Genomic DNA, 21,343 nt, shown 5'->3' with positions numbered 1-21,343 from the left:
CGGACCCCGCTGATGAAGATCGGTAATTTAGCGCCCCCTTTAAATATCGGGTCGATCCTCATGGGCGGGAGTTACCTCTTCGTCGTGAACGCCTCCCTCTGCCCGCTGCTCTTCTTCCTGCCGGTGCTCGAAGCGTCCGCCACCGGGTTCATCGCCGGGCTCGGCGCACCCGGGGCGGGGGGTGAGATCATAGGAAGCATGGTCGGCGTGGGGCTGGGGACCGCCGTAACGGCCCTCATAACCGCCTCCCTCGTCTCCTTCTACTACCTCTTCCGGAGGAGAGAACGCAGGGTCCCGGCCCGCGTCTCAATAACGACGATCGTCATGACGCTGGCGATGAACGCCGTGCTCACGATCTTCTTCCTCGCGTTTCTCGTCGGCATGCACTCGACGTAGAACCTGCGGGCGCCCCCGTCCGTCGGTGGAAGGTATTTGGCCGTGCAAAAGGAACGATCGGGCAGATTACAGAGAATCTGAGACGTTGCCTCAAAACTATCGAGCGCGTAACCATGACCGGAATAGCCGGGTAGCGTTCCGGTTCACGCTTTCTACTCGTTCATCCCGGCGATGATCTCCCCGGCACACCCCTGCACGGTCTGCCGGTACTCCTCCGGGCAGAAGAGGTAGAAGGTCGTCCGGGGCTCGCCGGTATAGGTGAGGGTGGAGAACGAGTCGATCTCTTTGACCGTCCCGTCCCTCCTCTCGATCAGGAACGGGAATTTGTCCTCCTCAAGGAGAGTGGAAGCCGACTTGAAGAGTGAATTCTCGATCTTCACCAGGTCGGCGATGATACAGTCGGGACTGCACCCGCATTCCCCGGCCACCGCCTCTTCAATCGCCTGCGCCCGTTCCGGGGTGAACTTTGTCCCGAGGTGGTATCGGAGGAGGTAATCCTCCTCCTGCGGGACGTTGGACTCATACCCCCGTTTGAAGAGGTCCCTCCTCTCCAGTCTCGTGACGAGGTCCGCTGCGGTGCTTTCCGGTTGCCTGAGTATCCGTGCAAGCAGCCGCGCATCGTCAAGAGCGAGGTAGTTCTCAAGGAAGTCATCCCTTCCTATCCGGATCTTCTCCGCATCCACGACATGGTCGCGGATGGCAACCTTGATCGCCCGCTGGAGCATCCCGTTTGCCACGACGTTGGTGTGATGATAATAGACCTGGGCGTGCATCAGGAACCGGGCCAGCCTGAAACTTTCGATAGCATCTATACCCTTTTCATGAATGACGAGATCCTCGCGTTGCCTCTCCCGGGTCTTCCGGGTCTTCCTGAGGGTGTGGAGAACACGTTCGAGGTCGAAGTTCCCGTAGGCCACGCCGGTATGGTAGGAGTCCCGCCGGAGGTAGTCCATCTTGTCGGCGTCAATGTTTCCCGAGATGATCTGGTGAAGGATACCGTTTCGGTCCAGAGAGAGGATGGCGGCGACGTCATCGGTCGCTTCACCGAGGACTGCGTTGACCTCTTCATCCTCCCTGATGATACGGCACGTGATCTCCTCATGCGTAGCATCTTTTTCGTTGATCTCCTGAAGGGGTGCCTCGAAGACGTGAGAAAACGGCCCGTGGCCGACGTCATGGAGCAGGGCGGCATAACGAAGGGCCGTAAGGTCGTTGCCCTCGATCTGTAGGTGCCGTGCCATGAGAGTGGCGGTCTGCAGGACGCCGAGGGAGTGCTCGAAGCGGGTGTGGCATGCGGCCGGATAGACCAGGTGTGCGTTGGCAAGTTGCTTGATCCGCCGCAGCCTCTGGAGCGGCCGGGTATCCAGAAGACGCAGTTCATCCCCGGTCAGCCCGATATACCCGTAAAGCGGGTCCCGGATATGAGCCTTATAGGTAAGCGTGCAAACTCACCCGGTCACGCAAAATGAAGGTTTTTGAGGAGGGCCACCCCCCTCCCGATCTGCTCCTCCGTGAGGTCCCAGTTCAGGGTTCTGGCAATCTCCCGGATCTCGTCGTGAGGCATATCCCGCTTCTCCCGCGTCCGGATATAGTGGACCTTCGCAGCCCAGGAGAGCACCCTGGAGTCGAGGTTCGCGGTATCCCTGCATACGCCGACGATCTCTTCTATCTCCAGGGCTTCTGAGGGGTGCTCTTCTTTCAATCGTCGAACCAGCTTCTCGCCGTCACCCGTGAGACTGTAGGTGTAGCGCTTCCAGTCGGGCGTCGATGCAGACCCGGGGGCGTCGGGCATCTCCACTCTCTCCTCAATGAAGCCGTAGGAGACGAGGGCCTGGATCGCGCCGGCGATGTCTGCACTGTAGGGGCCGTAGTAGTGCGGGCGGTAGTGTGCCTGGATGACCTCCGGGATCGTCGAAAAATATCCCAGTTTCTGGATCGTCGTCCGGCCCGCGATTCGACCCCCTGCCGCCATCAGCATTACAAGAACTCCGTCAAATTCATCCATACGTCAGGGCCTCCGGTGGGTTTACGGCATAATCGTAGGTACCCTATTTATAGGGTACGGTAAGTATGCGACTGTTATGCTGGTATCATGTTCCATTATATGAACGTGCCGATTCTATTTCTCTCCATGGTTCATCCGGAACCTTCTTTGTTGTAAAAAGAATGGTTCTAGGCGCCGGAATGTGATGCGGCTTTCCCTGCCGGCCGGGATGCGGGAGTGTAAGCCCTTGTCCGGGTACGAAGAACCCGGGCATGGGAAGACCTATGGTCTTCGGGTGCGGCACCGATCTTCAGGAAGTGCCGTCGGGATCATGTGGACGTCGAGGTCCGGGCAGTCCCCGTAGTGAACAATAGATTAAAGCGATCCAGCAGCGAAATGGAACGTACAGCAGGGGTGTAACGCACATGAAAACCCGTAACGAAGTCCTCGACATCCTCCGATCTTTGAAAGGCGAGCTCAAGGAGCGGTATCATGTCGAGCGCATCGCCCTCTTCGGATCGTATGCCCGCGAAGAACAAGGTGAGGACAGCGATATTGATGTACTCGTAGAGTTCGGTTCCGGTGCAGATCTCTTTGATTTCGTCGGACTATCACAATACCTCGAAGAAAAACTCGGGTCCGGCGTGGATGTCGTGCCGGAGGCGGCACTTCGGCCGGAGATCCGCGGACAGGTTACCAGAGACCTCCTTGTCGCATGAGATCGCAGATCCTCTACCTCCTGGATCTCTCTGCTGCCCTTGAGAAGATCGAGGAATTCACCGCTGTCATGACCTACGATGAATTCCTTCACGACGACAGGACCCGGAGCGCCGTCATCAGGAAGTTCGAGATCATCGGTGAGGCGGCAAAACGTATCCCTTTGTCCGTCCGGACAGAGTATCCCGGCATTCCCTGGCGTGAAATGGCCGGAATGCGGGATAAACTAATCCATACGTATTTCGGCGTCGACACGCTGCTTGTCTGGCGAACCGTCGTCAACCGCGTTCCGGAGCTCCGGCGGGAACTCTGCCGTATCCTCGAACGGGAGCGCGGACGATAACTTCAAGATGCCCTTTCCAACCGTTTCACCAGAGCAGCCATCACCCAAGCCGACCTCGCCCGGGCTGAGGTTGGGTGCTATAGATAACCCTTCCAGGAACCGGCGGTACCTCCCCTCGTTTGACACCGGGTTCCCGATTCGATCGTCCGGGAACTTTCCCCCGACGGAAGTGCATCCAGTTCAGGGATGGGAAACCCCCACAGATACTCATTGGGTAATGTATTCTCACGAGTTAGGGTTCGATGAGACGAGAAACCTGAAAGAAAGGAGTTCGAGTACCGCAGGGTGCGGGTTCGCCACTTCTTCCATCACCCAGGGACAAAGTGTCGGGTCGTCGTCTCGGTGTACGGGCGGGACCTCCTGATCGGTGCGCTTCTGGAGCCCCTCAAAGGCCGGGACTGAGCGGGAAGAAGTTGAGGATGGCTCCGTCCCTCCCGCTTTATTTTGCGGAGGTGAAGGGGGCGGAGCGGGAAGACCCCGCCCTGAAGGGCGGGGCAGTTCACAGTTGCAGCAGCTTATCCACGGGCGGGATCTTCGCCGCGACGACGCGTATCGTTCCGTTCCCGCTCTCCCACGTAGAACGTGCGTTGCCGTATTCATCGGTCGTATTCGCCCAGCGCGTCATGTTCAGATCGCCGTCGATCCTGACGAAGTTAACCACGACGCCCTCCACCGGCGCCCCGTTGATGTCGCGCACCGTTGCGTTCATCTCTCCAGCGGGAGCCGTCGGAACCTTTGTCACCTGCAGGTTGACCGCCGGGTTGAACATCGGGTTGGCGGGAACAAAGACGTAACCCGACGGTCCGGTCATGCCCGTATCGTCGGTCACGGTGAGATTGACCCGGAACGGCCCCGAGGAATTGAGCCGGGCGGTCGCCTTCCGGCCTTCCAGGAACGATGTACTGATGTTGGTCGAATCCGACCAGCTCCCGACAGGCACGGTCCTTGATCCGTCTTCAATTGTCCAGTTCCACTTCGTAATGGCCCCGTCGTCGAAGGAATCGGACCCATCAAGCACTAAAAGGTCGCGGTCGACGAACCCGAGGTTCTCGGTCTCGATGGCGAGGTGTACGACCGGCGTCGGCTGCTGGAATGTCCGCTCGAAGGTATTGTAGAGCGATGTCATCACCCGAATATTGAGGGCTTCGCCGGTGCCGACGAAGAAAGGTTCGTCAAAGTTCGAAGTAAAGTTGACCTGCACCTCTCTGCTCTTCCTCGCCGGGATCAGGAGCCGCTTGGACTGGTTCAGGTCGTACGGCGTCTCGTTGTAGGTGTAGTTCTTAACGTACCTGCCGTTTACGCTGATGGCGGTCACGTACGAGTCCACGATATTCATATTCTGGATGGTAAGGTTGAGCGTGCTCCAGTTCCCGGAATAGTCCATGGTAGTATTGTAGTCCTTCCAGAACGTCTTGTTGTTCGTAGGATCGATATACGGCAGGCTCAGGTTCTCGTTCTCTACGCTCCGGATATGGCTCTGCCGCTCCATATCCTCCTTCTGGAACTCCGAGATCATGATGGCGAGGCCGACCGCTGCAGTGACGGTGATCAGGATGAGCAGGAGCGTGCCGACGATGACCGACACCCCCTCTTCGTTCTCTCGCAGGCGAACCGCAGCCATATGAGATTATGGGCGTTTCAAGAATATAGAAATTTCGAAAACACACTATAGAGTTATATAAGATCTCAAGGGATTATATCTTGCGTGCCGCCGGGTCCCGGACGGAGGAAGCATGGGACGCCTGCGTCTCACGACGCACCGGGCGTCCCCTGCGTATCAGCCCTAATCGTCCTCGGCTTCGAGTTCCGCAAGCTTCGCAAGCCTCTCATCCATATCCCCCTCCGTGTGTTCACCCCCTCCGGAGAAGAACCCGGTGATGAACTCGGCGATGCCGCCGAAGAAGCCGGAGACCCCCTCGATGATCCCGCCGATGACCGGGATTCCCTCTTCTTTCGGGACCGGCTGGAGGATGGCCGAGATCCTGGTCGTTTTGCTCCCCTCCACGTCGATGCTCGACGACCAGGTGTGGTAGCCGGTAAGGTTGACGGCGACGATATGCTCGCCCGCCGCGATATCCCTGAGGGTGTACGGGGTGGTCCCCTCCACCCTGTCGTCTACAATCACGAGTGCCCCTTCCGGCACCGACGATATGGAGAGGATTGTAGGGGCGGGCGTGGGCGTGAACGTGGGCTCCGGTGTCGGCGGCACGTACTTCTTTGTAATCGTACCTTCTTTCAGGTGGGTGTAGTGGCTTTCGGGAAGAGGAGAGCCCGTCGGGTCCACCTGCCAGACCTTGAGCAGCGTGATCTCTGTGCCGACCGGTTTTTCCGGCACCTTCCCTTCGACGGTCAGGTTGATCTTCATCGACTGGCCCGCATACTCACTGTACGAGAGCGAAAAACCGGGGATGATGAAAGAAGGGTCCTTGGCCGTCTCTCTGAGCCGTATATCGCCGTCAACAATGACTTCATACGTCCACCGTACTTTTTCCAGATCGCTCCGGCAGCGAACGGTATGGTCTTTCGGGAACGTCGAGCCGTTCAGGTACTCGAACCGGATGACGGTGGATAGGGTCACGTCTTCCTGCGTCGTGAGCGAATCCGGGTTCACGGAGATCCGTTCCCTGTAGCCTTCTACATGGAACGCGGAAACGGACGTGACGACTCCTGCAGCAAGCAGGATGAAGACGAGTAAAATTATATATCTGTCCTCTTTCATATGGTCCCCGGCCCTATTTGCGCGACACTATATACTTTGACAATTTACAATATATCCTTTCCGGGTAACGGATCGGGACGAAGCGCGGAATTCCGCACATCGGACCCGGGATCGATACCGTTGACCCCCGGGGAGTGCCGTACCGCTCCGCGGATAAGCCGGTGCCTGCAACAGGTGCGGTGAAAACCCACCGCGACGGCAGGGAAGGAGTCCACGTCCCCCTTTGAATGCATCGTAGAACGAGGGAGTGACCCGGAAATGTTCCGCTCTCTGATTTCGGGCGTGAACCCGCCAGGTTCCTTCTCCGCCGGCAATGTTCGTAACAAACCGAATTAATTATACGTAAGGAATCACCATCCCTTTGTATGGCATTCATGAAGTGGTCCGACGACCTCTCCGTCGGCGTCGGCGAGATTGACGGTCAGCACCAGCGGCTCGTATCGCTCATCAACGCCCTTCACGACGCGATGCTGGAAAAGAGAGGAAAGGAAGTCCTCGGGAAGGTGCTCGCGGACCTTGCCGCCTACACCCAGTATCACTTCTCGGCCGAAGAGCAGTATATGCAGAAGTTCGGCTACGGCGACTATGCCGCGCACCGGCGCGAGCACCAGGCCTTCGTCGCGAAGGTCGGCGAGTTCGCGAAGGGGTTTGAGGAAGGCAGGCTCGGCCTCTCGATCCAGGTGATGAACTTCCTCCGCGGGTGGGTGGCGACCCACATCCGGGGGTCGGACATGCGCTACACCGGCTGCTTCCATGAGCACGGCCTCTCCTGACCGGCCCGAGAATTAGCTTTTTGGCACAGAAAAGATATATGGGCCCGGGCGAAATCCTCCTCCGTGCGGATACCGGCATCGGCCCCCCGCAGGGGAGCAACTTTCCTCTGCGTCCGGCCGTACAACTCCGCACAGGATTCCCGAGGAACTGCTATGAAGTATACTCTCCTCTTTCTGGCTCTCTGCCTCATCATCGCTGCCGGGTGCACCGGCACGGAACCCGAGGCGGCCACGCCGGAGTCTGCGGGCACGCTCGATGAAGCCCGCGAGGTCTTCGGCCCCGATATCCCCGAACCGTCTTACCTCCCCGAAGGCTACACCTTTGAAAACGCCGTCCGATACCCCGACGGCAGCGTCACGCTCATCTACAACGGCACCGCCGGCGACCTCCGGGTCACAAGGCTCTCGTCTGCAGACGCCCCGTGCCCCGACCCGACGGTCTCCGGAAACAAAGAGTGGACCTCCCAGGGCAACGGGATCGTCGGCAGGTTGGTCTACGAGAACGACGACCGCTCGGAAGGCTCCCTCTGGCGGCTCCGGTGGGACTGGAACAACGCCTCCTTCTGCATGACGGGCAGCCTCCCCGCAGAAGAAATAATGAAGATTGCCGCATCGGTGGTCGTCGGGAGATGACCGGAACGGTCGCGAGCCCGTCGTTCTCTCTTTTTTGTAACGCCTCCGCCAGCGCTCCCTCAGGGTTCCGGTATTCTTCCTACGTATTCCGGTGACGGCTGCCCGTGCCCTTCACCGGAAACCGGGGCCCGAACCGGGATCTCCCGCGCCCGTCTTGCCCTCTATAGGAGTGAAATAATCGGGAGAAACCGGGTTATCGTTCCACCGCCTTCTCGACGAAGTGTTCGACGCCTTTGATCAGCACATGGTTCCGGAGCACTTCCCGGAGGAAGGGGTCCTTATGGATATCGCGGTCAAAGACCTCCGGCGGGTAGACGGTGAGGTGGATCTCGAGGCCGTAGGTCTTCCCGATCTTCTCAACCTCCTCCACCCGGAATTTTCCGGCAACGAATAGGTCGAGATCGGCTCCCTCGTCTGCGGTCCCCTCAGCGTGGCTCCCGAAGACCGCACCGCTCCCCTCGATCAGGGGGACGATCCGGTTGAGAACCCCGGCGACGAAGGGTTTCTCCTCCTCGAAGCAGATCCTCCGGTAGACCTCTGCAAGGATGCAGAAGTCCCGTGCGTGATCGCCCTGCTGCAGGGAGAACAACCGCGTCTTGCCCTTGATGGCGGAGTGAAGGACCTGCTTCGCCTCAAGGTACTCGAGGTCCAGCTGGACCGTTCCCCGGCTGATGGGGAGGTATTTGCAGACCTCCCGGACGTATATCTCGCGATCGTAGCCCTGGGTGAAGAGAGAGAGGATCCTGAGGTGGTCCTCTCGAATGTCCAATTTTTTAGGCATATATTCAGGATATTGGAGAGTCTTCCGTATCAGGATTCCGGTCGGCGGGCGGTCCCCCTGCGCGGTCCGGGTGAAGAGGGGAGTATAACCGCTGTCGGGTCAGCGGAGGACGAGAGCCCCGGTCCCCGCGGCCTCTCCGTCACCCGCGCTGCAGGAGATGCTCCAGCGGTAGAGCCCCGGTCCGTCCGGTTCCAGCCAGAGCCCGATCTCCTCCCTCCGGGTGTCGTTGAGGAGCGGAACGTCGAAGAACCGACGATCCAGGTTCCGGTCGCCGGGACCGTTCATGCGGAACTCCACCGTCTGCAGGAACGCATCCCCGGTGTCCCGGTAGTCGCACCCCACCGTGATCCCGTAGACCTCGCCGGGGCTGTAGTTGCGGGTGTAGTTGCGGGCCGACGCAGAACAGGCAATACCGCCGGTCTCGTCGATCTGCAGGAGTCCGCCGTCGAGATCGACCGTCCGGGCGTTCCGCAGCGAGAAGTCGGCCCGGTCGACCCCGAGGACCGCTCCGTCGGTCCCGTAGGCCGCGATCGTGAAGGAGTGCGGCCCCCATCCCGGGAGCACCGGCCAACCGTCTTCGAGGTCCCGGATACGTATCCCGTCGAGGTAGCCGTCGACCCGGGCAACCTCTTCCGGCCGGTCGAGGCGGTAAGAGAGGGGGACGGTCACAACGGTGAAGTCGCCCCGGAGATCGTCGTCCGGTTCGGGCCCCCAGGGGATGGTAATTCCACCGCCCGATACGGCCGGCGGCGCGATCTCCGCCCCCTCCCCCGTGGCCGTCGCAACGGTTTTCGCCCCGCCGGGGCCGTAAGCGACCGCCTGCACGACGTGCTGGCCCTCCGGAAGGGTGACCGACCCCGGCGGGAGCGCCCCGAGGTTGATGCCGTCCACGATCGTCTCGACCGGCGCATTACCCGGGGGCGTCAGGACAACCGTCCCGTTCTCGACCCGGATGGCTATCTCCGGCCCTTCGTCGGCCGCGTCGATCCCGACAATCGCCCCGGTGACGATCCGCGCGCACTCCGCGGCGAGGGTGTAGTTGAGCCTCTCCGGCCGGTCGTCGGGTGTATGGACAACCGAACGACTATCCTGCTCGTAGACCCGGAGCACCGGTATCCCCGCGGCCCGGAAGGCGTGCCCGTCGTCCCGTGCAATATCAAACGGCAGTTCAGGCTCCTCCCCGATGCAAGCCGACGGCGGGAGCGCTTCGAGGACCCACCGGTGCTGGGGGAGCACCGAGACCAGGAGCCGGTCCCCGGAGGCCACGCAGTCGAGGTTCACCGCGACCTCTATCCGGTCGCGGAGGTCCGGGTTGTCGGCAAGCCACCGTGTACTCCCGTCAAGCCCGGTCTCCTCGCCGCCGAAGGCGACGAAGTAGACCGTCCGGTTCAGGGGAGTGTCGCCGAGGACCCTTGCGACCTCGAGCATCGTCGCCACGCCCGCGGCGTTGTCGTCGGCGCCGGGCGTCTCCGGGATGGCGGTGTCGTAGTGCGCGGAGACGACGACGATCCGGTCGGTCGCCCCTTCCCTGACGCCGATGATGTTCGAAGAGAGGGCAAGAGGCGGATCGAAGTAGCAGTTTATATACGCGAACCGCCCCGTGCCGACGGAGAGCCCGAGTTCCTCCATCGCCCCGGCGATATATGTCGCCGCTGCAGTTCGCTCTTCCGACCCTAACGCCCGCTCGAAGGTGCAGAGGTCCCGGGTCGTCTCCTCGATCCCTGCGGGGTCGGCCGCAGAGCCCTCAAGGGCGGCCGTCGGCGTGGTCCCGGCAAGCACGATCAGGAGCATGGCCCCGACCGCCCATATCGATCTTCGCTGCATCTTCAAGTCTTCCCGGCTGCGGAGTACCCGGGACCGCGCCGGTCTCCCGATTGAAGGATTCAACTTCGCGATATAAGAGATTTTGGCTGCAGGAACGGACCGGCGCGGTCCCGGCCCGTTGCGGCGGTTTCAGGATCGAAAGTCGGTCAGATGGACTCGACGTTTAACTTTTCGGCACAGAAAAAGCCCATAGAAACACAGATATCTTCATTGTGGAAGGAGAGAATCGTTACCGAGATGCGCGGGGGTCCCCCCATCCCCGGTTGACAGCCGGATGAGAGAGCCCCGCATACCCGGAGGCAATCATTACTTCCGTATCAATAATATTTAAATATTCCGTATTCCACCTCCGGTACCGAAACGATCCGGGGGGTCGGACCTGCCGGAAGGAAAAATCGGCATACGGGCCGCCTCCTCGTCGCAGGGGTGCGGTGCCGTGACGACAGGACCAATTCCCGTTTCTTGCGTGGCCCTCGGGCCCGGGAACCTCCCGTCGATCCCGCCGTATGATCGAACGGAGAACAGCGGCAACCGGCACGGCGTTCTCCCGGGTGGTATGAGGCGCCGGACGCCGAAATACGGTGCCCACATCCCCTTCCGGAGAAAAACTGCCGGGTTGCGGAGCACTCTCCTCTTCAACTGCTGTCGTTTCTGTTTCGGGGCAGAGGGGCGCGCACCGTATGACAACCGTATGACAACCCTTAAGAGGAATCTTAAGAGAGATACTACTCAAATGCTCGATCAGTTCAAGGGCTGTCTCCTCGGGGCCGCCATCGGGGACGCGCTCGGCATGGCGCGGGAGAGCACGCCGCCCGACTTCCAGCGCCTCCACGACGGCTACCGCCGGGCGTGGCGGGGGCACCCGAACGCCGGGCTGAAACCCGGGCAGTTCACCGACGACACCCAGCTGATGCTCCTCGTAGCCGGGATGCTTGCCGACGGCACCTACTCGGAGAGTGCGTATACGGCCGCCCTTGTCCGGATGTACATGAACGAGGAACTGCGGTTCCCCGACGGCGCCGTGGACGCCGCGTGCCGTCACCTCCTCCTCACCGACGGCGGCAAACCTGGCGGAGTCTCCTCCAACACCGCCGGCTGCATCAGCATCGCCGTCCCGTTCGGGCTCGCCTACGGCGAGCCGGTCGACGTCACCGAGCGGGTGGCCCGGGCCTGCAGCGTCACCCACACCCATCCGGCGGCGCACGCGGGCGCGATCACCGTCGCGATGCTCGTCCACTACGCCGTCCGCGGCCGCCCCGACGCTCTCCCCCTCGCCGAGAAGCACGCCTGCCTTGAAGACGTCCCCCTCGGCAACAAGATCCACGCCGCCGTCCGCCTCGCAAACGAGGGGATCAGCCTCGATAGCGCTCTGTCGGTGATCGGAAACGACGTCACCGTCTACCAGACCGTCCCGCTCGCGTTCTTCCTGATCAGCCGGATTCGCGACATAGCCGACCTCCTCACCACCGCCGCTCACGTCGGAGGAAATACCGACACCATCGCGCTCATCTGCGGTGCCTACGCGGGCGCGATCTACGGAAAGGCCGCTCTCCCGCGTGACCTTCTCGACGGACTCGAAGGACGGGACGAGATCGAGTCTACGGCCGCCCGGCTTTACGAACGATGCACCGCAAAGCCTTAAGATTCTGTAAAAGACACCCTCTCTTATGGATATTGCGATCATCGGTGCATCCGGATACACCGGCGGCGAGTTGATGCGGCTCCTGCTGAACCACTCCTCCGCCGAGGTCGTCACGGCGACATCCCGGAAACTGGACGGCACCCCCGTCGCCTCGGTCCATCCCCACCTCCGGGGACTGACCGACCTCACCTTCCGGAACATCGGAGCCGGCGATATCGATGCCGATTTCGTCTTCCTCGCCGTACCCCACACGGCGGCGATGAAGGTTGCAGGGACGCTTGTAGAGCGGGGGATCAGGACCGTCGACCTCTCGGCCGACTACCGGCTCGCGAAGGATGTTTACGAGAAGACCTACGGCGTGCCCCACGAGGCCTACTTCAAGGCCCCTTACGGTCTCCCCGAACTCCACCGCGACGAAGTCCGCGGCGCCTCCTTCGTCGCGAACCCGGGGTGCTTCCCGACCGGGGCGACGCTTGCGGCGGCACCGCTTGCGAAATACGCCCACACCATCATCTACGACTCGAAGACCGGGGTCTCCGGGGCCGGAAACGCCCCCTCCGCGACCACCCACTACGGAAACGTCGGGGACAACTTCAGCGCCTACAAGTGGACGAACCACCGTCACCTCGCGGAGATGAAGCAGGAGGTCGCCCGGCTCGGCTCGGACGCCCGGTGCTACTTCACGCCGCACCTTCTCCCGGTGAACCGGGGCATCCTCACGACGGCCCATATCCTCCTCCGGGAGCCGATGGAGCAGGAAGAGGTCGAGGCGCTCTACCGGAAGTTCTACGAGGGCGAATTCTTCATCCGCAACCAGAGACCGACCCTCGCCGCCGTGCGGGGAACGAACTTCTGCGACGTGGCCGTGGAGAGCGAGGGCGACCGGGTCGTCGCGGTCTCGGCAATCGACAACCTGGTCAAAGGCGCAAGCGGCCAGGCGATCCAGAACATGAACCTGATGTGCGGGTTTGCGGAAGACGACGGTCTCCGCAGCGCCGGGATGCTCCCCTGAGGTGGCGATGATGCTGGTCAGGGACGTTATGACCCCGGACCCGGTGACCGTCCGGGTCGATTCGCCCGTGAGCGAAGCCGCGGGGCTGCTCCGGAAGTACCATATCGGCGGGCTTCCCGTAATGGACGGGGAGCGGGTGGCGGGCATCGTCACCGAGACCGATATCCTCTCGCTCCTCGATACCGGCGACCTCTCCGACGACCTCTGGCTCCCGTCGCCGCTCGAGGTGATCGAGGTCCCGGTCAGGGAATTCATCAACTGGGGAAAGACACGGCGGGCTCTCGCCGATATCGGCAACCTGGAAGTGCGGCGGGTGATGAGCAGACCGGTGATCGCCATCGACGAAGATGCCGATATCGTCGATGCGGCAAGCCAGATGCTCCACGAGGGGATCGCACGCCTCCCGGTGCTCCGCGATGGAAAACTGGTCGGGATCGTCACCCGGGCCGACATTGTCCGGGGCATCGGCGCCTCTCCCCGGGAGGAAGAGGCATGAAGAGCATCTGTGCTGTCGAGGGCGTCGACGCCGCCGGGATCAAGGAAGGAAAGTTCGGGCTCGCCCTGATCCGGGCCGGCGGTACGGCGGCCGGGGTCTTTACGTCGAACAGGGTGCGGGCGGCCCCGGTCGAGGTGATGATGGACCGGATGCGGAGAGGGACCCTCGACGCCGTCGTCGTGAACAGCGGGTGCGCGAACGCCTACACCGGCGAACGGGGATACCGCGACGCGGTGGAGATGTGCGGCATCGCGGCCGGTGCACTCGATCTCGACCCGGCGTCGGTCGGCGTCGCGAGCACCGGGGTTATCGGGAGATACCTCGACCTTTCCCTTATCCGGGACCAGTGCGGGCGGGTAGCCCCGCTCCTTACCCGGAGCGCCGGGGCCGAGGACGCCGCGGCACGGGCGATCATGACCACCGACACCTTCCCGAAACACGCGCTCGTCAGGACGGAGTCGTTTGCCGTCGGCGGGATCACCAAAGGGAGCGGGATGATCGCTCCGAACATGGGAACGATGCTCGCCTTCCTCTACACCGACGCGGAGGTCCCGGCCCCGGTTCTCCACGATATCCTCCGGCAGGCGGCCCGGAGGTCCTTCAACCGGGTCGTGGTCGACGGAGATACGAGCACGAACGACGTCGCTCTCTGCACCGCGACCGGCGCCGCCGGCCGGGTGGACCGCGATGAACTTGCGCGAGCGGTCGAGACCGTCTGCCGCGACCTCGCGGTCCAGATCGCCCGCGACGGCGAAGGGGCGACGAAACTCCTCGCGGTCACGGTTCGCGGCGCTCCCGATGAAGACGCCGCCGCTGAGGTGGCGCGGACGGTCGTCGCCTCCCCGCTCGTCAAGACGGCCGTCTACGGCGAAGACCCGAACTGGGGCCGCGTGGTCGCGGCCGCCGGCAGGGCCGGGGTCGCGTTCGACCCCTACGCGGTCTCGCTCTCCGTCGGGGAGGACGCCGGGCGGACGCCGCTCGTCCTCCGCGGCGAGATCGTCGCCGACCTCGCAGGAGCGAAGGCTGCAATGCGCGGCGATACCGTCGCGTTCGACCTCGACCTCGCCGCGGGCGACGGAAAGGCGACGGCGTGGGGGTGCGACCTCACCGAGAAATACGTGGAGATCAACGGGAAGTATACGACATGAAACGAGAAGACGTGCTGATTGAGGCACTCCCCTACATCCAGAAGTTTCACGGCAAGACGATCGTGATCAAACTCGGCGGCCACGCGATGGTCGACCAGGTCATCCTCGAGACGGCGATCCGGGACGCCGTCCTCCTCCACTACGTGGGGATGAAGGTCGTCCTGGTCCACGGCGGCGGCCCCGAGATCACCGCAAAGATGCAGGCGATGGGAAAGGAGCCCCGGTTTGTCGGGGGGCTCCGGATCACGGACGCCGAGACCCTGGAGATCGCCCAGATGGTCCTCGTCGGCAAGATCAACGACGGGATCGTCTCCCTCATCGCGAACTGCGGCACCCGTGGGGTCGGAATCTCCGGCAACGACGGCAACCTCCTCATCGCCCGGAAGATGGAGCCCCGGCGGGTGAAGGTGGGCGAGGTCATGCAGGAGGTGGACCTCGGGCAGGTCGGCGAGATCGAGGAGGTCGACCCCGAGGTGCTCCACTGCCTCCTCGCTCAGGGCTACATCCCGGTGGTGGCACCGATAGCCATCGACCGGCAGGGCCGGAGCCTCAACATCAATGCCGATACCGCGGCGGCCGAGATCGCGATCGCTCTGGGGGCCTTCAAACTGGTCAACCTCACGGACGTCGACGGGGTGATGAACGCCGACCGGAGCATGGTCTACCACCGGCTTGCGCTCGCCGAAGCGGAGGCGATGATCGGCGAAGGGGTCATCGCCGGCGGGATGATCCCGAAACTTGAAGGGTGCATGAAGGCGGTCAGGAACGGCGTCGCGAGCGCTCACGTCGTGAACGGCAACCGGGAGCACAATCTGCTCCTCGAGCTCTTCACCGACCAGGGCGTCGGGACGATGCTCACCCCGTAACTTCTTTTTTCACGGCAGGCTGCCGTCCCCGCTGCACTCCCGCTGTCGCTCTTCGTTCATCTCGACCAGGACCTCGAAGATCTTCCGGACGGCGACCGGGTCGATCCGGCTCTCGGCGGCGTAAGAGAACGCCCGGTCGAGGACGGCCCTTCGCTGCGCTTCGTCGCGGATGGAAAGACCGTTCTCCTGCTTGAGGCGGACGATCTCCGCCGCCAGCCTCTGCCGCTCCGCAACCAGATCGATGATCTCTTCGTCGATCTTGCGGATCTCGTCTCTCGCGGCATCCAGGGACATACTCCATGGTTGGCCGTTGTTGGGGGATAAACCTGTGGATCTGACGCCGGTCCCGCGGGAAGCGAAGGATATTATGATCCCGATGCAAACCTGATACCGGATGCTGGAACGAATACCCGCTCGCGAACGCCGTGACCTCCTGATCGCGTGGCTTGCCATCTCGATAGCCTTCACCCTGATCTTTGTCAGGGGCGGGGTGACGTTCGACGAGTTCATCCTCCTCTTTGTGATGTCCCTCGTCACGGTGGGGGTCGCCTTCGTCCTCCACGAACTGGCGCATAAATTCGCCGCCATGCGCTACGGCTACTGGGCCGAGTTCCAGAAGGACAACCAGATGCTCCTCGTCGCCGTGGTGATGGCGGCGCTCGTCGGGATCGTCTTTGCAGCGCCGGGGGCGACTTACATCTACGGAAACGTGACAAAGACCGAGAACGGGCGGATATCGGCGGCGGGGCCGATCACGAACCTCCTGCTCTGCATACCCTTCGCGGCCCTGATGCTCCTCTCCGGCGGCGGGTTCCTTGCCCTCGTGGGCCTCGTCGGGCTCCGGGTCAACGCGATGATCGCCACCTTTAACATGCTCCCGATCAGCGTCCTCGACGGGGCGAAGGTCCTTGCCTGGAAGCCGACTGTCTTTGCCGTGCTCATGGCCGCCTCCGCCGGGCTCCTCGTCTGGTCCCTCCTCTGAGGGGTCGGTCCTTCCATCTTTTTGCCGATTGCAGCGCCTTTCGGACGGTTCAATGCCCTGTCGCTCTCCCGGCTCCTGCTCCGCGCAAAAAAAGAGTTTTTCGGCCTATTTCGTCTCGTCCGGGTCCGACGGCGCTCCCGGTGAAGGTCGAGTCTCCGCATCGTTCTGCGCCCGCATCTCCCGGAGGAGGGCGACAACGCTCCGCCCTTTCCCTCGGGCCTCCGCGAGCGCGGTGGGATGCCCCGCGATCCCGCCGTAACGGTCCATGTCGTTTGCGATGACGTTGTCCCAGTACTCGAACCCGGTGGTGTTGAAGAAGGCGGTGACCGCCGGAAACGCCGCGTCGAAGACGTTGTCCCACCCGAGCCCCGCGGTCGAGACGAAGAGCCCTTTATGCCGCCGGATGTGCCCGGCAGTGAAGTAGAGATCCTTCAGGATGAACTTGCGCGCCCAGAGGTACTGGGCCCGGTCGATCAGCCCCTTCGTCTCCGCCGTGATCCCCATCGAGTAGATCGGGGAAGCGAGGACGAGGACGTCGGCGGCGGCAATTTTCTCGAAGACCGCCGTCAGGTCGTCCCGGAGAACGCAGACCCCCGTCCGGTGGCAGGCGTTGCATCCCCGGCACGGGGCGTAGTCGAGCGTCCGGAGGACGACCTTCTCCACGTCGGCCCCCGCCTCGCGGGCGCCCTCAAGAACGGCGTCGAGCAGGGTCTCGGTGTTCCCGTGCCGCCGGGGGCTGCCGGAGAGTCCGAGGACCGTTACGGGCTCGCTCACGCCACTCCCGCCTCCCGCAGGTGCCCGACGACCTCTCCCGCCAGGGCCCGCGCGTCGGACTTCGCGGTCGGGTGACGCTCGATTGCGCCCTTCTCATCGACGCCGTTCACCATCAGGTACCGGATATCCCGGTTCCGGACGTCGATGACGTGGAAAAAGCACTTCACCGAGGGGATCGCCGCATCGAAGACGTAATCCCAGGTCTGCCCGGCGGTCGCAAGGAAAACCCCGGCCCGCTTCCCCTTCCGCTCCGGCGGGACGACCGGGAGATGGAGGACGTACTTCCGGGAGCGGAAGACCTGAGCCCGGTCGACCAGCGCCTTCGCCTGGGCGGGAAGGCCCATGCAGTAGATCGGCGCCGCAACGACGATGCAGTCGGCCGCGACGATCCGGTCGTAGAGGTAGTCCATGTCGTCCCGCTGGACGCACCTGTTGAGCGTCTCACAGAGGTTGCACCCGCGGCAGGGCCGGATATCGGCCTTTGCGACGACGATCTTCTCGACCGCGGCCCCCTCCTCCTCCATTGCCGCGAGCACCCAGTCGAGGAGGGTCTCCGAGTTCCCGTGGCGGCGGGGCGAGGTAGCAAACGCGAGGACGTCGATGGTCATTATACAGAATGGTATCCGGGCGGAGCAAAAAAGATACGGGTTTAGAGTTTCTTGAAGCAGAGGTACCAGTCCTTGCACTCGTACCCCTCCTTCAGCCTCTTCTCGATCCCCTCGGGGGTCGTCGGGGCCGGGACGAGGACCTTGTCTCCCGGCTGCCAGTTCGCCGGCGTCGCGATATGGTGCTCGTCCGAGGTCTGAAGGGCCTTCGTGAGCCTGAGGATCTCGGGCATGGATCGGCCGTTGGACATCGGGTAGTAGAGCATGGCACGCATGATCCCCTTATCGTCGATGAAGAAGACCGTCCGGATGGTGGCGGTGTTGCTCTGCCCGGGATGGATCATCCCGTAACTCTTCGCAACCTTCATGTCGAGGTCGGCGATGACCGGGAACGGGATCTCCACACCCATCTTCTCCTTGATGCTTCGGACCCAGGCAAGATGCGAGTGGACGCTGTCGATGGAGAGACCGACGAGCTGGACGTTCAGTTTCGCCAGTTCGTCGGCGATCCCGGCAAACGCCATGAACTCCGTGGTGCAGACCGGCGTGAAGTCGGCCGGGTGGGAGAAGAGGATGACCCACTTCCCCCGGAGGTCGGAGAGTTTCAGGCGTCCGTGGGTGGTCAGCGCGTCAAATTCCGGTGCCGCCTCCCCGATGACCGGAAGGCGCGGCACAATCTCTTCGGTTTCCATAATTTTCACTTCCTTGGGCGGTTGCCCAGATACTCCTCGAGGGCGGTCTTGCCGTGGACGTAGGCCGGCATCCCCGCAAGCAGGAACGCGACCCGGAGTCCCTCCTCGATCTCCTCCTTCGATACGCCGAGGCTCCCGGCACCGGCCATCTGTGCCCGGACGGCGTGTCCGTCCCGGAGCGCGGCGGCGATTGCGATAGCGATAATCTTCTTCGTCTGTTTCGAAAGGGCGCCGTCGGCCCAGATCAACTGGTCGAGCCCCATGACGCTGCCGTAGAGGTCGGGGTCTGTCTTCTTGAGTTCTTTGAAGATCTCGGGCACTTTCCCGATCTTCTCTTCCAGTTTCTTCTCTTCCATCTCCATCACTCCTCAAGCACCATCGGCTCACCGCAACAGACCAGTTCGCCGCCGCCGGCTTCCAGAACCTGGACCACGTTTCCGCAGATCTCACAGCGGTAGACCTGCCCTTTTGCTGATACGTTCACCATTTCTCTCACCTCAACTGACCCGGTCACTCCTTCCTCTTCGGGGGGTTCATGACGTCTTCCGGCGTCTTGATGTCGGGCCTGATATGGGTCATCGGGAAACAGTTATACATTTCGCAGGCGCAGGTCGGACACCTGACGAGGTCCGCATCGGTGCTTTCGATCCGGACCTCCCGTCCGCAGTCGACACAGACGTAGCGGCCCGGGCCCGGCTTCTCTCCTGCCTTTGCTGTTGTTCTTGTTCCTTGTTCAACCACAGAAAATCACCAGACTGGTAATATCATTTCAAGGTATTTAGCAGTTGTCACCCTGACAAGAACCGGTCCGACCGGGTTATCCGGCTATCCGGGCCCGTGCCGGGGGAGGTCGCATCTATTTAATAGAGCCGTGCATAACCTTGCACCATGCCGAAGAAAGTTATCGCCCTGCTCGGGAGCCCCCTCCTCGACGGGAACACCGCCCGCCTCCTCGACGAGGCCATCCGCGGTGCGGAGGAGGCCGGGTGCGAGGTCGAGCGGATAGCGGTCGCGCATCTGGACATCCTGCCCTGCATGGAGTATTTCCAGTGCAAGGAGAGCGACACCTGCCTGATCCCGGACGAGATGGCCGATTACTACCGGAAGTTCCGGGAGATGGACGGCCTGATCATCGCGACCCCGGTGATGACAATGGGCGTCCCCGGGAGGCTCAAGTCCTTCATGGACCGGTTCCAGGTCTTTTACATGGCGAAGTACCACCGGGGGCGGTCTTTCATCTCCCCCGAGAGGCGGAAAAAGCGCAAAACACTCCTGATATCGATCGCAGGGATGAACATCCCGGACGTCTTTTCGGGCGTCAGGCTGACCGTCCGGGCGTTCGGGGAGATCATCGACTGCCCCCTCTGGGGTGAGGTGCTTCAGAACGATATGGACACCGTCCAGGATATCGCGACGCGGTCGGAGGTGATGGAGGCGGCGTACCGGAAAGGCTACGAACTCGGAAACCTCCTAGGCTGAACTCTCTGGCTCGATATGGACCACGATCTCGACGATCTCCGGCGCCGCCTCTTTGAGCCGCCGCTCTACCTCGTCGGAGATTGCGTGGGCCGCGGCCACGGGGAGAGCCGGATCGACGGTAATGTGGATGTCGGCAAAGATCTCCCCCCGTCTTCCCCGGCACCGGAAGTCGTGGCACCCGACCACGCCGGGGGTGTTCGTCACCACCGCCCGGATGAGCGCCGGGTCGCAAGGAGGTTCCATTGTGTCGGTGAGGACCTGTGCAGCCTCGTAAATGACCTCGACGCCCATCCTCGCGATGAGGATGCCGATAATGAAGGCGATGACCGGGTCGGCCGTGGGATAGCCGAGCCTGACCGCGAGGAAACCCGCAAGGACGGCGATGGAGACGAAGACATCGCTTCGGGTGTGCATGGAGTCGGCGATGAGGATCTGACTGTGGTACTCTTCGCCTTTCCTCTTCTCGTAGGTGGAGATGGCGATGTTGACGGCGAGCGTCCCGATCATGACCCCGACGGTGACTGACGTGATCACGGGGGCGACGGGGGCGACGAGCCGCCGGTAGCCTTCGAAGAGGACACCGGCGGCGGTCAGGAGAAGCATCGCCCCGATGACCAGGGTCCCGAGCGTCTCGATCTTGCCGTGGCCGTAGGGGTGCTTCGGGTCGGGGGGCTTTTCCGCGAAGTAGAGGGCGACTATCCCGACGACGTTCGAGAAGGAGTCGAACCCCGAGTGGAGTGCGTCCGCTACCATGCTCACCGAACCGGCGAGGAGGCCGAATACCGCTTTTGCAAGTGCGACGACGAGGTTTAGGATGAGGACGGTGATGAAGACCCGCCGCACCCGGGGATCCTGCATACGCCCGTGTAGGAGTGCTCCGGCGGCATAGGGTTTGCGGGACGGATGCAAAGGTTAATATGAACATCCCGAAATGGTACTTCTATGTCGACTGACGAGAATGCTAGGCACGCATACGCCGGGGAGTCCCAGGCGAACAGAAAGTACGCGGTCTTTGCCGAGAAAGCGGCCGCTGAGGGGTATCCGACGGTAGCCAAACTCTTCCGGGCGGCAAGCGAGGCGGAGGCTGTCCACGCAAAACGCCTCCTCTTCGTCCTCTCCGCCGTCGGGAGCACCGAGGAGAACCTCAAAGGCGCGATGGAGGGAGAGAACTACGAGTTTATGGAGATGTATCCCCCCTACGTCGAAGAGGCGAAGAAGGAGCGGAAGAACGAGGCCTCGATCGTCTTTACCCATGCGATGAAGGCCGAAGAGGTGCACGCGAACCTCTACCTTCAGGCGCTTGAGTCCGTCCGGGGAGGACAGGACCTCGAGGGGGAGAAGATCTACCTCTGTCCGGTCTGCGGGAACATCGAGATCGGGCAGGCTCCCGAAAAGTGCCCGATCTGTGGAGTCCCGGAGCGGATGTTCCGCGAGGTTCAGTAATCTTTTTTTTGATCCGGGCTCGTTCGTTCAACCT

At 62.3% G+C, this 21,343-nt stretch carries 27 protein-coding genes; 13 read left to right on the top strand and 14 right to left on the bottom strand.

Annotated features, from left to right (window positions below; genetic code table 11):
* The first annotated feature begins 12 nt into the window (after positions 1-12).
* Positions 13-396, top strand: a complete 384-nt coding sequence (locus BRA42_RS11395; RefSeq protein WP_342685953.1) for a hypothetical protein — start codon at positions 13-15, stop codon at positions 394-396.
* 152 nt (positions 397-548) lie between these two features.
* Here BRA42_RS11395 and BRA42_RS11390 read toward each other — a convergent pair whose 3' ends face one another.
* Positions 549-1,706 (bottom strand): HD domain-containing protein, encoded by a 1,158-nt coding sequence (locus tag BRA42_RS11390; protein WP_292410505.1) that lies wholly within the window; start codon positions 1,704-1,706, stop codon positions 549-551.
* 146 nt (positions 1,707-1,852) lie between these two features.
* Entirely contained in the window at positions 1,853-2,401 is a 549-nt protein-coding gene (locus tag BRA42_RS11385; RefSeq protein ID WP_292410450.1) for a hypothetical protein, read from the bottom strand.
* Positions 2,402-2,805: 404 nt separating this feature from the next.
* Here BRA42_RS11385 and BRA42_RS11380 point away from each other — a divergent pair, with 404 nt between their 5' ends.
* Positions 2,806-3,099, top strand: coding sequence for a nucleotidyltransferase family protein (locus tag BRA42_RS11380; RefSeq protein ID WP_292410449.1), 294 nt, complete (start codon positions 2,806-2,808; stop codon positions 3,097-3,099).
* Positions 3,096-3,440 carry a DUF86 domain-containing protein gene (locus BRA42_RS11375; protein WP_292410447.1) on the top strand — a complete coding sequence of 115 codons (345 nt, stop codon included), beginning with the start codon at positions 3,096-3,098 and terminating at the stop codon, positions 3,438-3,440. Before BRA42_RS11380 ends, BRA42_RS11375 begins: the two co-directional genes overlap by 4 nt.
* A gap of 499 nt (positions 3,441-3,939) precedes the next feature.
* On the opposite strand, the gene BRA42_RS11370 is transcribed toward BRA42_RS11375, so the two are convergent.
* Positions 3,940-5,061: an archaellin/type IV pilin N-terminal domain-containing protein gene (locus BRA42_RS11370; protein ID WP_292410445.1), complete on the bottom strand. Its 1,122-nt coding sequence runs from the start codon at positions 5,059-5,061 to the stop codon at positions 3,940-3,942.
* Between the two features lie 162 nt (positions 5,062-5,223).
* Entirely contained in the window at positions 5,224-6,159 is a 936-nt protein-coding gene (locus BRA42_RS11365; RefSeq protein WP_292410443.1) for a PEGA domain-containing protein, read from the bottom strand.
* A gap of 365 nt (positions 6,160-6,524) precedes the next feature.
* Here BRA42_RS11365 and BRA42_RS11360 point away from each other — a divergent pair, with 365 nt between their 5' ends.
* Complete coding sequence (locus tag BRA42_RS11360; RefSeq protein ID WP_292410441.1) at positions 6,525-6,932, top strand: bacteriohemerythrin; 408 nt, start codon at positions 6,525-6,527, stop codon at positions 6,930-6,932.
* Positions 6,933-7,085: 153 nt separating this feature from the next.
* Positions 7,086-7,565, top strand: coding sequence for a DUF4367 domain-containing protein (locus BRA42_RS11355; RefSeq protein WP_292410439.1), 480 nt, complete (start codon positions 7,086-7,088; stop codon positions 7,563-7,565).
* A 193-nt stretch (positions 7,566-7,758) separates the two neighbouring features.
* Here BRA42_RS11355 and BRA42_RS11350 read toward each other — a convergent pair whose 3' ends face one another.
* Entirely contained in the window at positions 7,759-8,346 is a 588-nt protein-coding gene (locus BRA42_RS11350; protein WP_292410437.1) for a nucleotidyltransferase domain-containing protein, read from the bottom strand.
* 99 nt (positions 8,347-8,445) lie between these two features.
* Positions 8,446-10,170, bottom strand: coding sequence for a M28 family metallopeptidase (locus tag BRA42_RS11345; RefSeq protein WP_292410435.1), 1,725 nt, complete (start codon positions 10,168-10,170; stop codon positions 8,446-8,448).
* Between the two features lie 733 nt (positions 10,171-10,903).
* Here BRA42_RS11345 and BRA42_RS11340 point away from each other — a divergent pair.
* The 5 genes from BRA42_RS11340 to argB are packed head-to-tail and all read left to right on the top strand — an operon-like array spanning position 10,904 to position 15,334.
* Positions 10,904-11,812 (top strand): ADP-ribosylglycohydrolase family protein, encoded by a 909-nt coding sequence (locus BRA42_RS11340; protein WP_292410433.1) that lies wholly within the window; start codon positions 10,904-10,906, stop codon positions 11,810-11,812.
* Positions 11,813-11,837: 25 nt separating this feature from the next.
* Positions 11,838-12,824 (top strand): N-acetyl-gamma-glutamyl-phosphate reductase, encoded by a 987-nt coding sequence (gene argC / locus BRA42_RS11335; protein ID WP_292410430.1) that lies wholly within the window; start codon positions 11,838-11,840, stop codon positions 12,822-12,824.
* 10 nt (positions 12,825-12,834) lie between these two features.
* Positions 12,835-13,320 (top strand): CBS domain-containing protein, encoded by a 486-nt coding sequence (locus BRA42_RS11330; protein WP_292410503.1) that lies wholly within the window; start codon positions 12,835-12,837, stop codon positions 13,318-13,320.
* On the top strand, positions 13,317-14,468 hold the full coding sequence (gene argJ, locus BRA42_RS11325) for a bifunctional ornithine acetyltransferase/N-acetylglutamate synthase (RefSeq protein WP_292410428.1): 1,152 nt from the start codon (positions 13,317-13,319) through the stop codon (positions 14,466-14,468). Before BRA42_RS11330 ends, argJ begins: the two co-directional genes overlap by 4 nt.
* Positions 14,465-15,334 carry an acetylglutamate kinase gene (argB, locus tag BRA42_RS11320; protein ID WP_292410426.1) on the top strand — a complete coding sequence of 290 codons (870 nt, stop codon included), beginning with the start codon at positions 14,465-14,467 and terminating at the stop codon, positions 15,332-15,334. The genes argJ and argB overlap by 4 nt, the downstream gene beginning before the upstream one ends.
* Positions 15,335-15,343: 9 nt before the next feature.
* On the opposite strand, the gene BRA42_RS11315 is transcribed toward argB, so the two are convergent.
* Entirely contained in the window at positions 15,344-15,628 is a 285-nt protein-coding gene (locus tag BRA42_RS11315; protein WP_292410425.1) for a chorismate mutase, read from the bottom strand.
* 100 nt (positions 15,629-15,728) lie between these two features.
* Between BRA42_RS11315 and BRA42_RS11310 the strand changes: the two genes are divergently transcribed.
* Positions 15,729-16,316, top strand: a complete 588-nt coding sequence (locus tag BRA42_RS11310) for a peptidase M50 (protein WP_292410423.1) — start codon at positions 15,729-15,731, stop codon at positions 16,314-16,316.
* A gap of 105 nt (positions 16,317-16,421) precedes the next feature.
* Here BRA42_RS11310 and BRA42_RS11305 read toward each other — a convergent pair whose 3' ends face one another.
* Genes BRA42_RS11305 through BRA42_RS11280 form a run of 6 tightly spaced genes read right to left on the bottom strand, consistent with a single transcriptional unit; the run spans position 16,422 to position 19,128 of the window.
* On the bottom strand, positions 16,422-17,090 hold the full coding sequence (locus BRA42_RS11305) for a flavodoxin family protein (RefSeq protein ID WP_292410421.1): 669 nt from the start codon (positions 17,088-17,090) through the stop codon (positions 16,422-16,424).
* Positions 17,087-17,698 (bottom strand): flavodoxin family protein, encoded by a 612-nt coding sequence (locus tag BRA42_RS11300; RefSeq protein WP_292410419.1) that lies wholly within the window; start codon positions 17,696-17,698, stop codon positions 17,087-17,089. The genes BRA42_RS11305 and BRA42_RS11300 overlap by 4 nt, the downstream gene beginning before the upstream one ends.
* A gap of 41 nt (positions 17,699-17,739) precedes the next feature.
* A complete protein-coding gene (locus BRA42_RS11295; protein ID WP_292410417.1) occupies positions 17,740-18,387 on the bottom strand; it encodes a peroxiredoxin in 648 nt (215 codons plus the stop codon).
* Positions 18,388-18,392: 5 nt separating this feature from the next.
* A complete protein-coding gene (locus BRA42_RS11290; protein ID WP_394339229.1) occupies positions 18,393-18,743 on the bottom strand; it encodes a carboxymuconolactone decarboxylase family protein in 351 nt (116 codons plus the stop codon).
* 5 nt (positions 18,744-18,748) lie between these two features.
* Positions 18,749-18,874, bottom strand: a complete 126-nt coding sequence (locus BRA42_RS11285) for a desulfoferrodoxin FeS4 iron-binding domain-containing protein (RefSeq protein WP_292410413.1) — start codon at positions 18,872-18,874, stop codon at positions 18,749-18,751.
* Between the two features lie 23 nt (positions 18,875-18,897).
* A complete protein-coding gene (locus tag BRA42_RS11280) occupies positions 18,898-19,128 on the bottom strand; it encodes a zinc ribbon-containing protein (RefSeq protein WP_292410411.1) in 231 nt (76 codons plus the stop codon).
* Between the two features lie 147 nt (positions 19,129-19,275).
* Here BRA42_RS11280 and BRA42_RS11275 point away from each other — a divergent pair, with 147 nt between their 5' ends.
* Positions 19,276-19,866, top strand: coding sequence for a flavodoxin family protein (locus tag BRA42_RS11275; protein ID WP_342771227.1), 591 nt, complete (start codon positions 19,276-19,278; stop codon positions 19,864-19,866).
* On the opposite strand, the gene BRA42_RS11270 is transcribed toward BRA42_RS11275, so the two are convergent.
* Complete coding sequence (locus tag BRA42_RS11270; protein WP_342770623.1) at positions 19,858-20,724, bottom strand: cation diffusion facilitator family transporter; 867 nt, start codon at positions 20,722-20,724, stop codon at positions 19,858-19,860. The two genes, BRA42_RS11275 and BRA42_RS11270, sit on opposite strands and share 9 nt — an antisense overlap.
* 84 nt (positions 20,725-20,808) lie before the next feature.
* Here BRA42_RS11270 and BRA42_RS11265 point away from each other — a divergent pair, with 84 nt between their 5' ends.
* Positions 20,809-21,309 (top strand): rubrerythrin family protein, encoded by a 501-nt coding sequence (locus BRA42_RS11265; protein ID WP_292406173.1) that lies wholly within the window; start codon positions 20,809-20,811, stop codon positions 21,307-21,309.
* Positions 21,310-21,343: the final 34 nt, after the last annotated feature.

It is taken from the genome of Methanoculleus sp. UBA374, assembly GCA_002508705.1.
GTDB lineage: Archaea > Halobacteriota > Methanomicrobia > Methanomicrobiales > Methanoculleaceae > Methanoculleus > Methanoculleus palmolei.
Note: the sequence above shows the minus strand (reverse complement) of the source record. Positions and strands in the feature narration are given on the sequence as shown.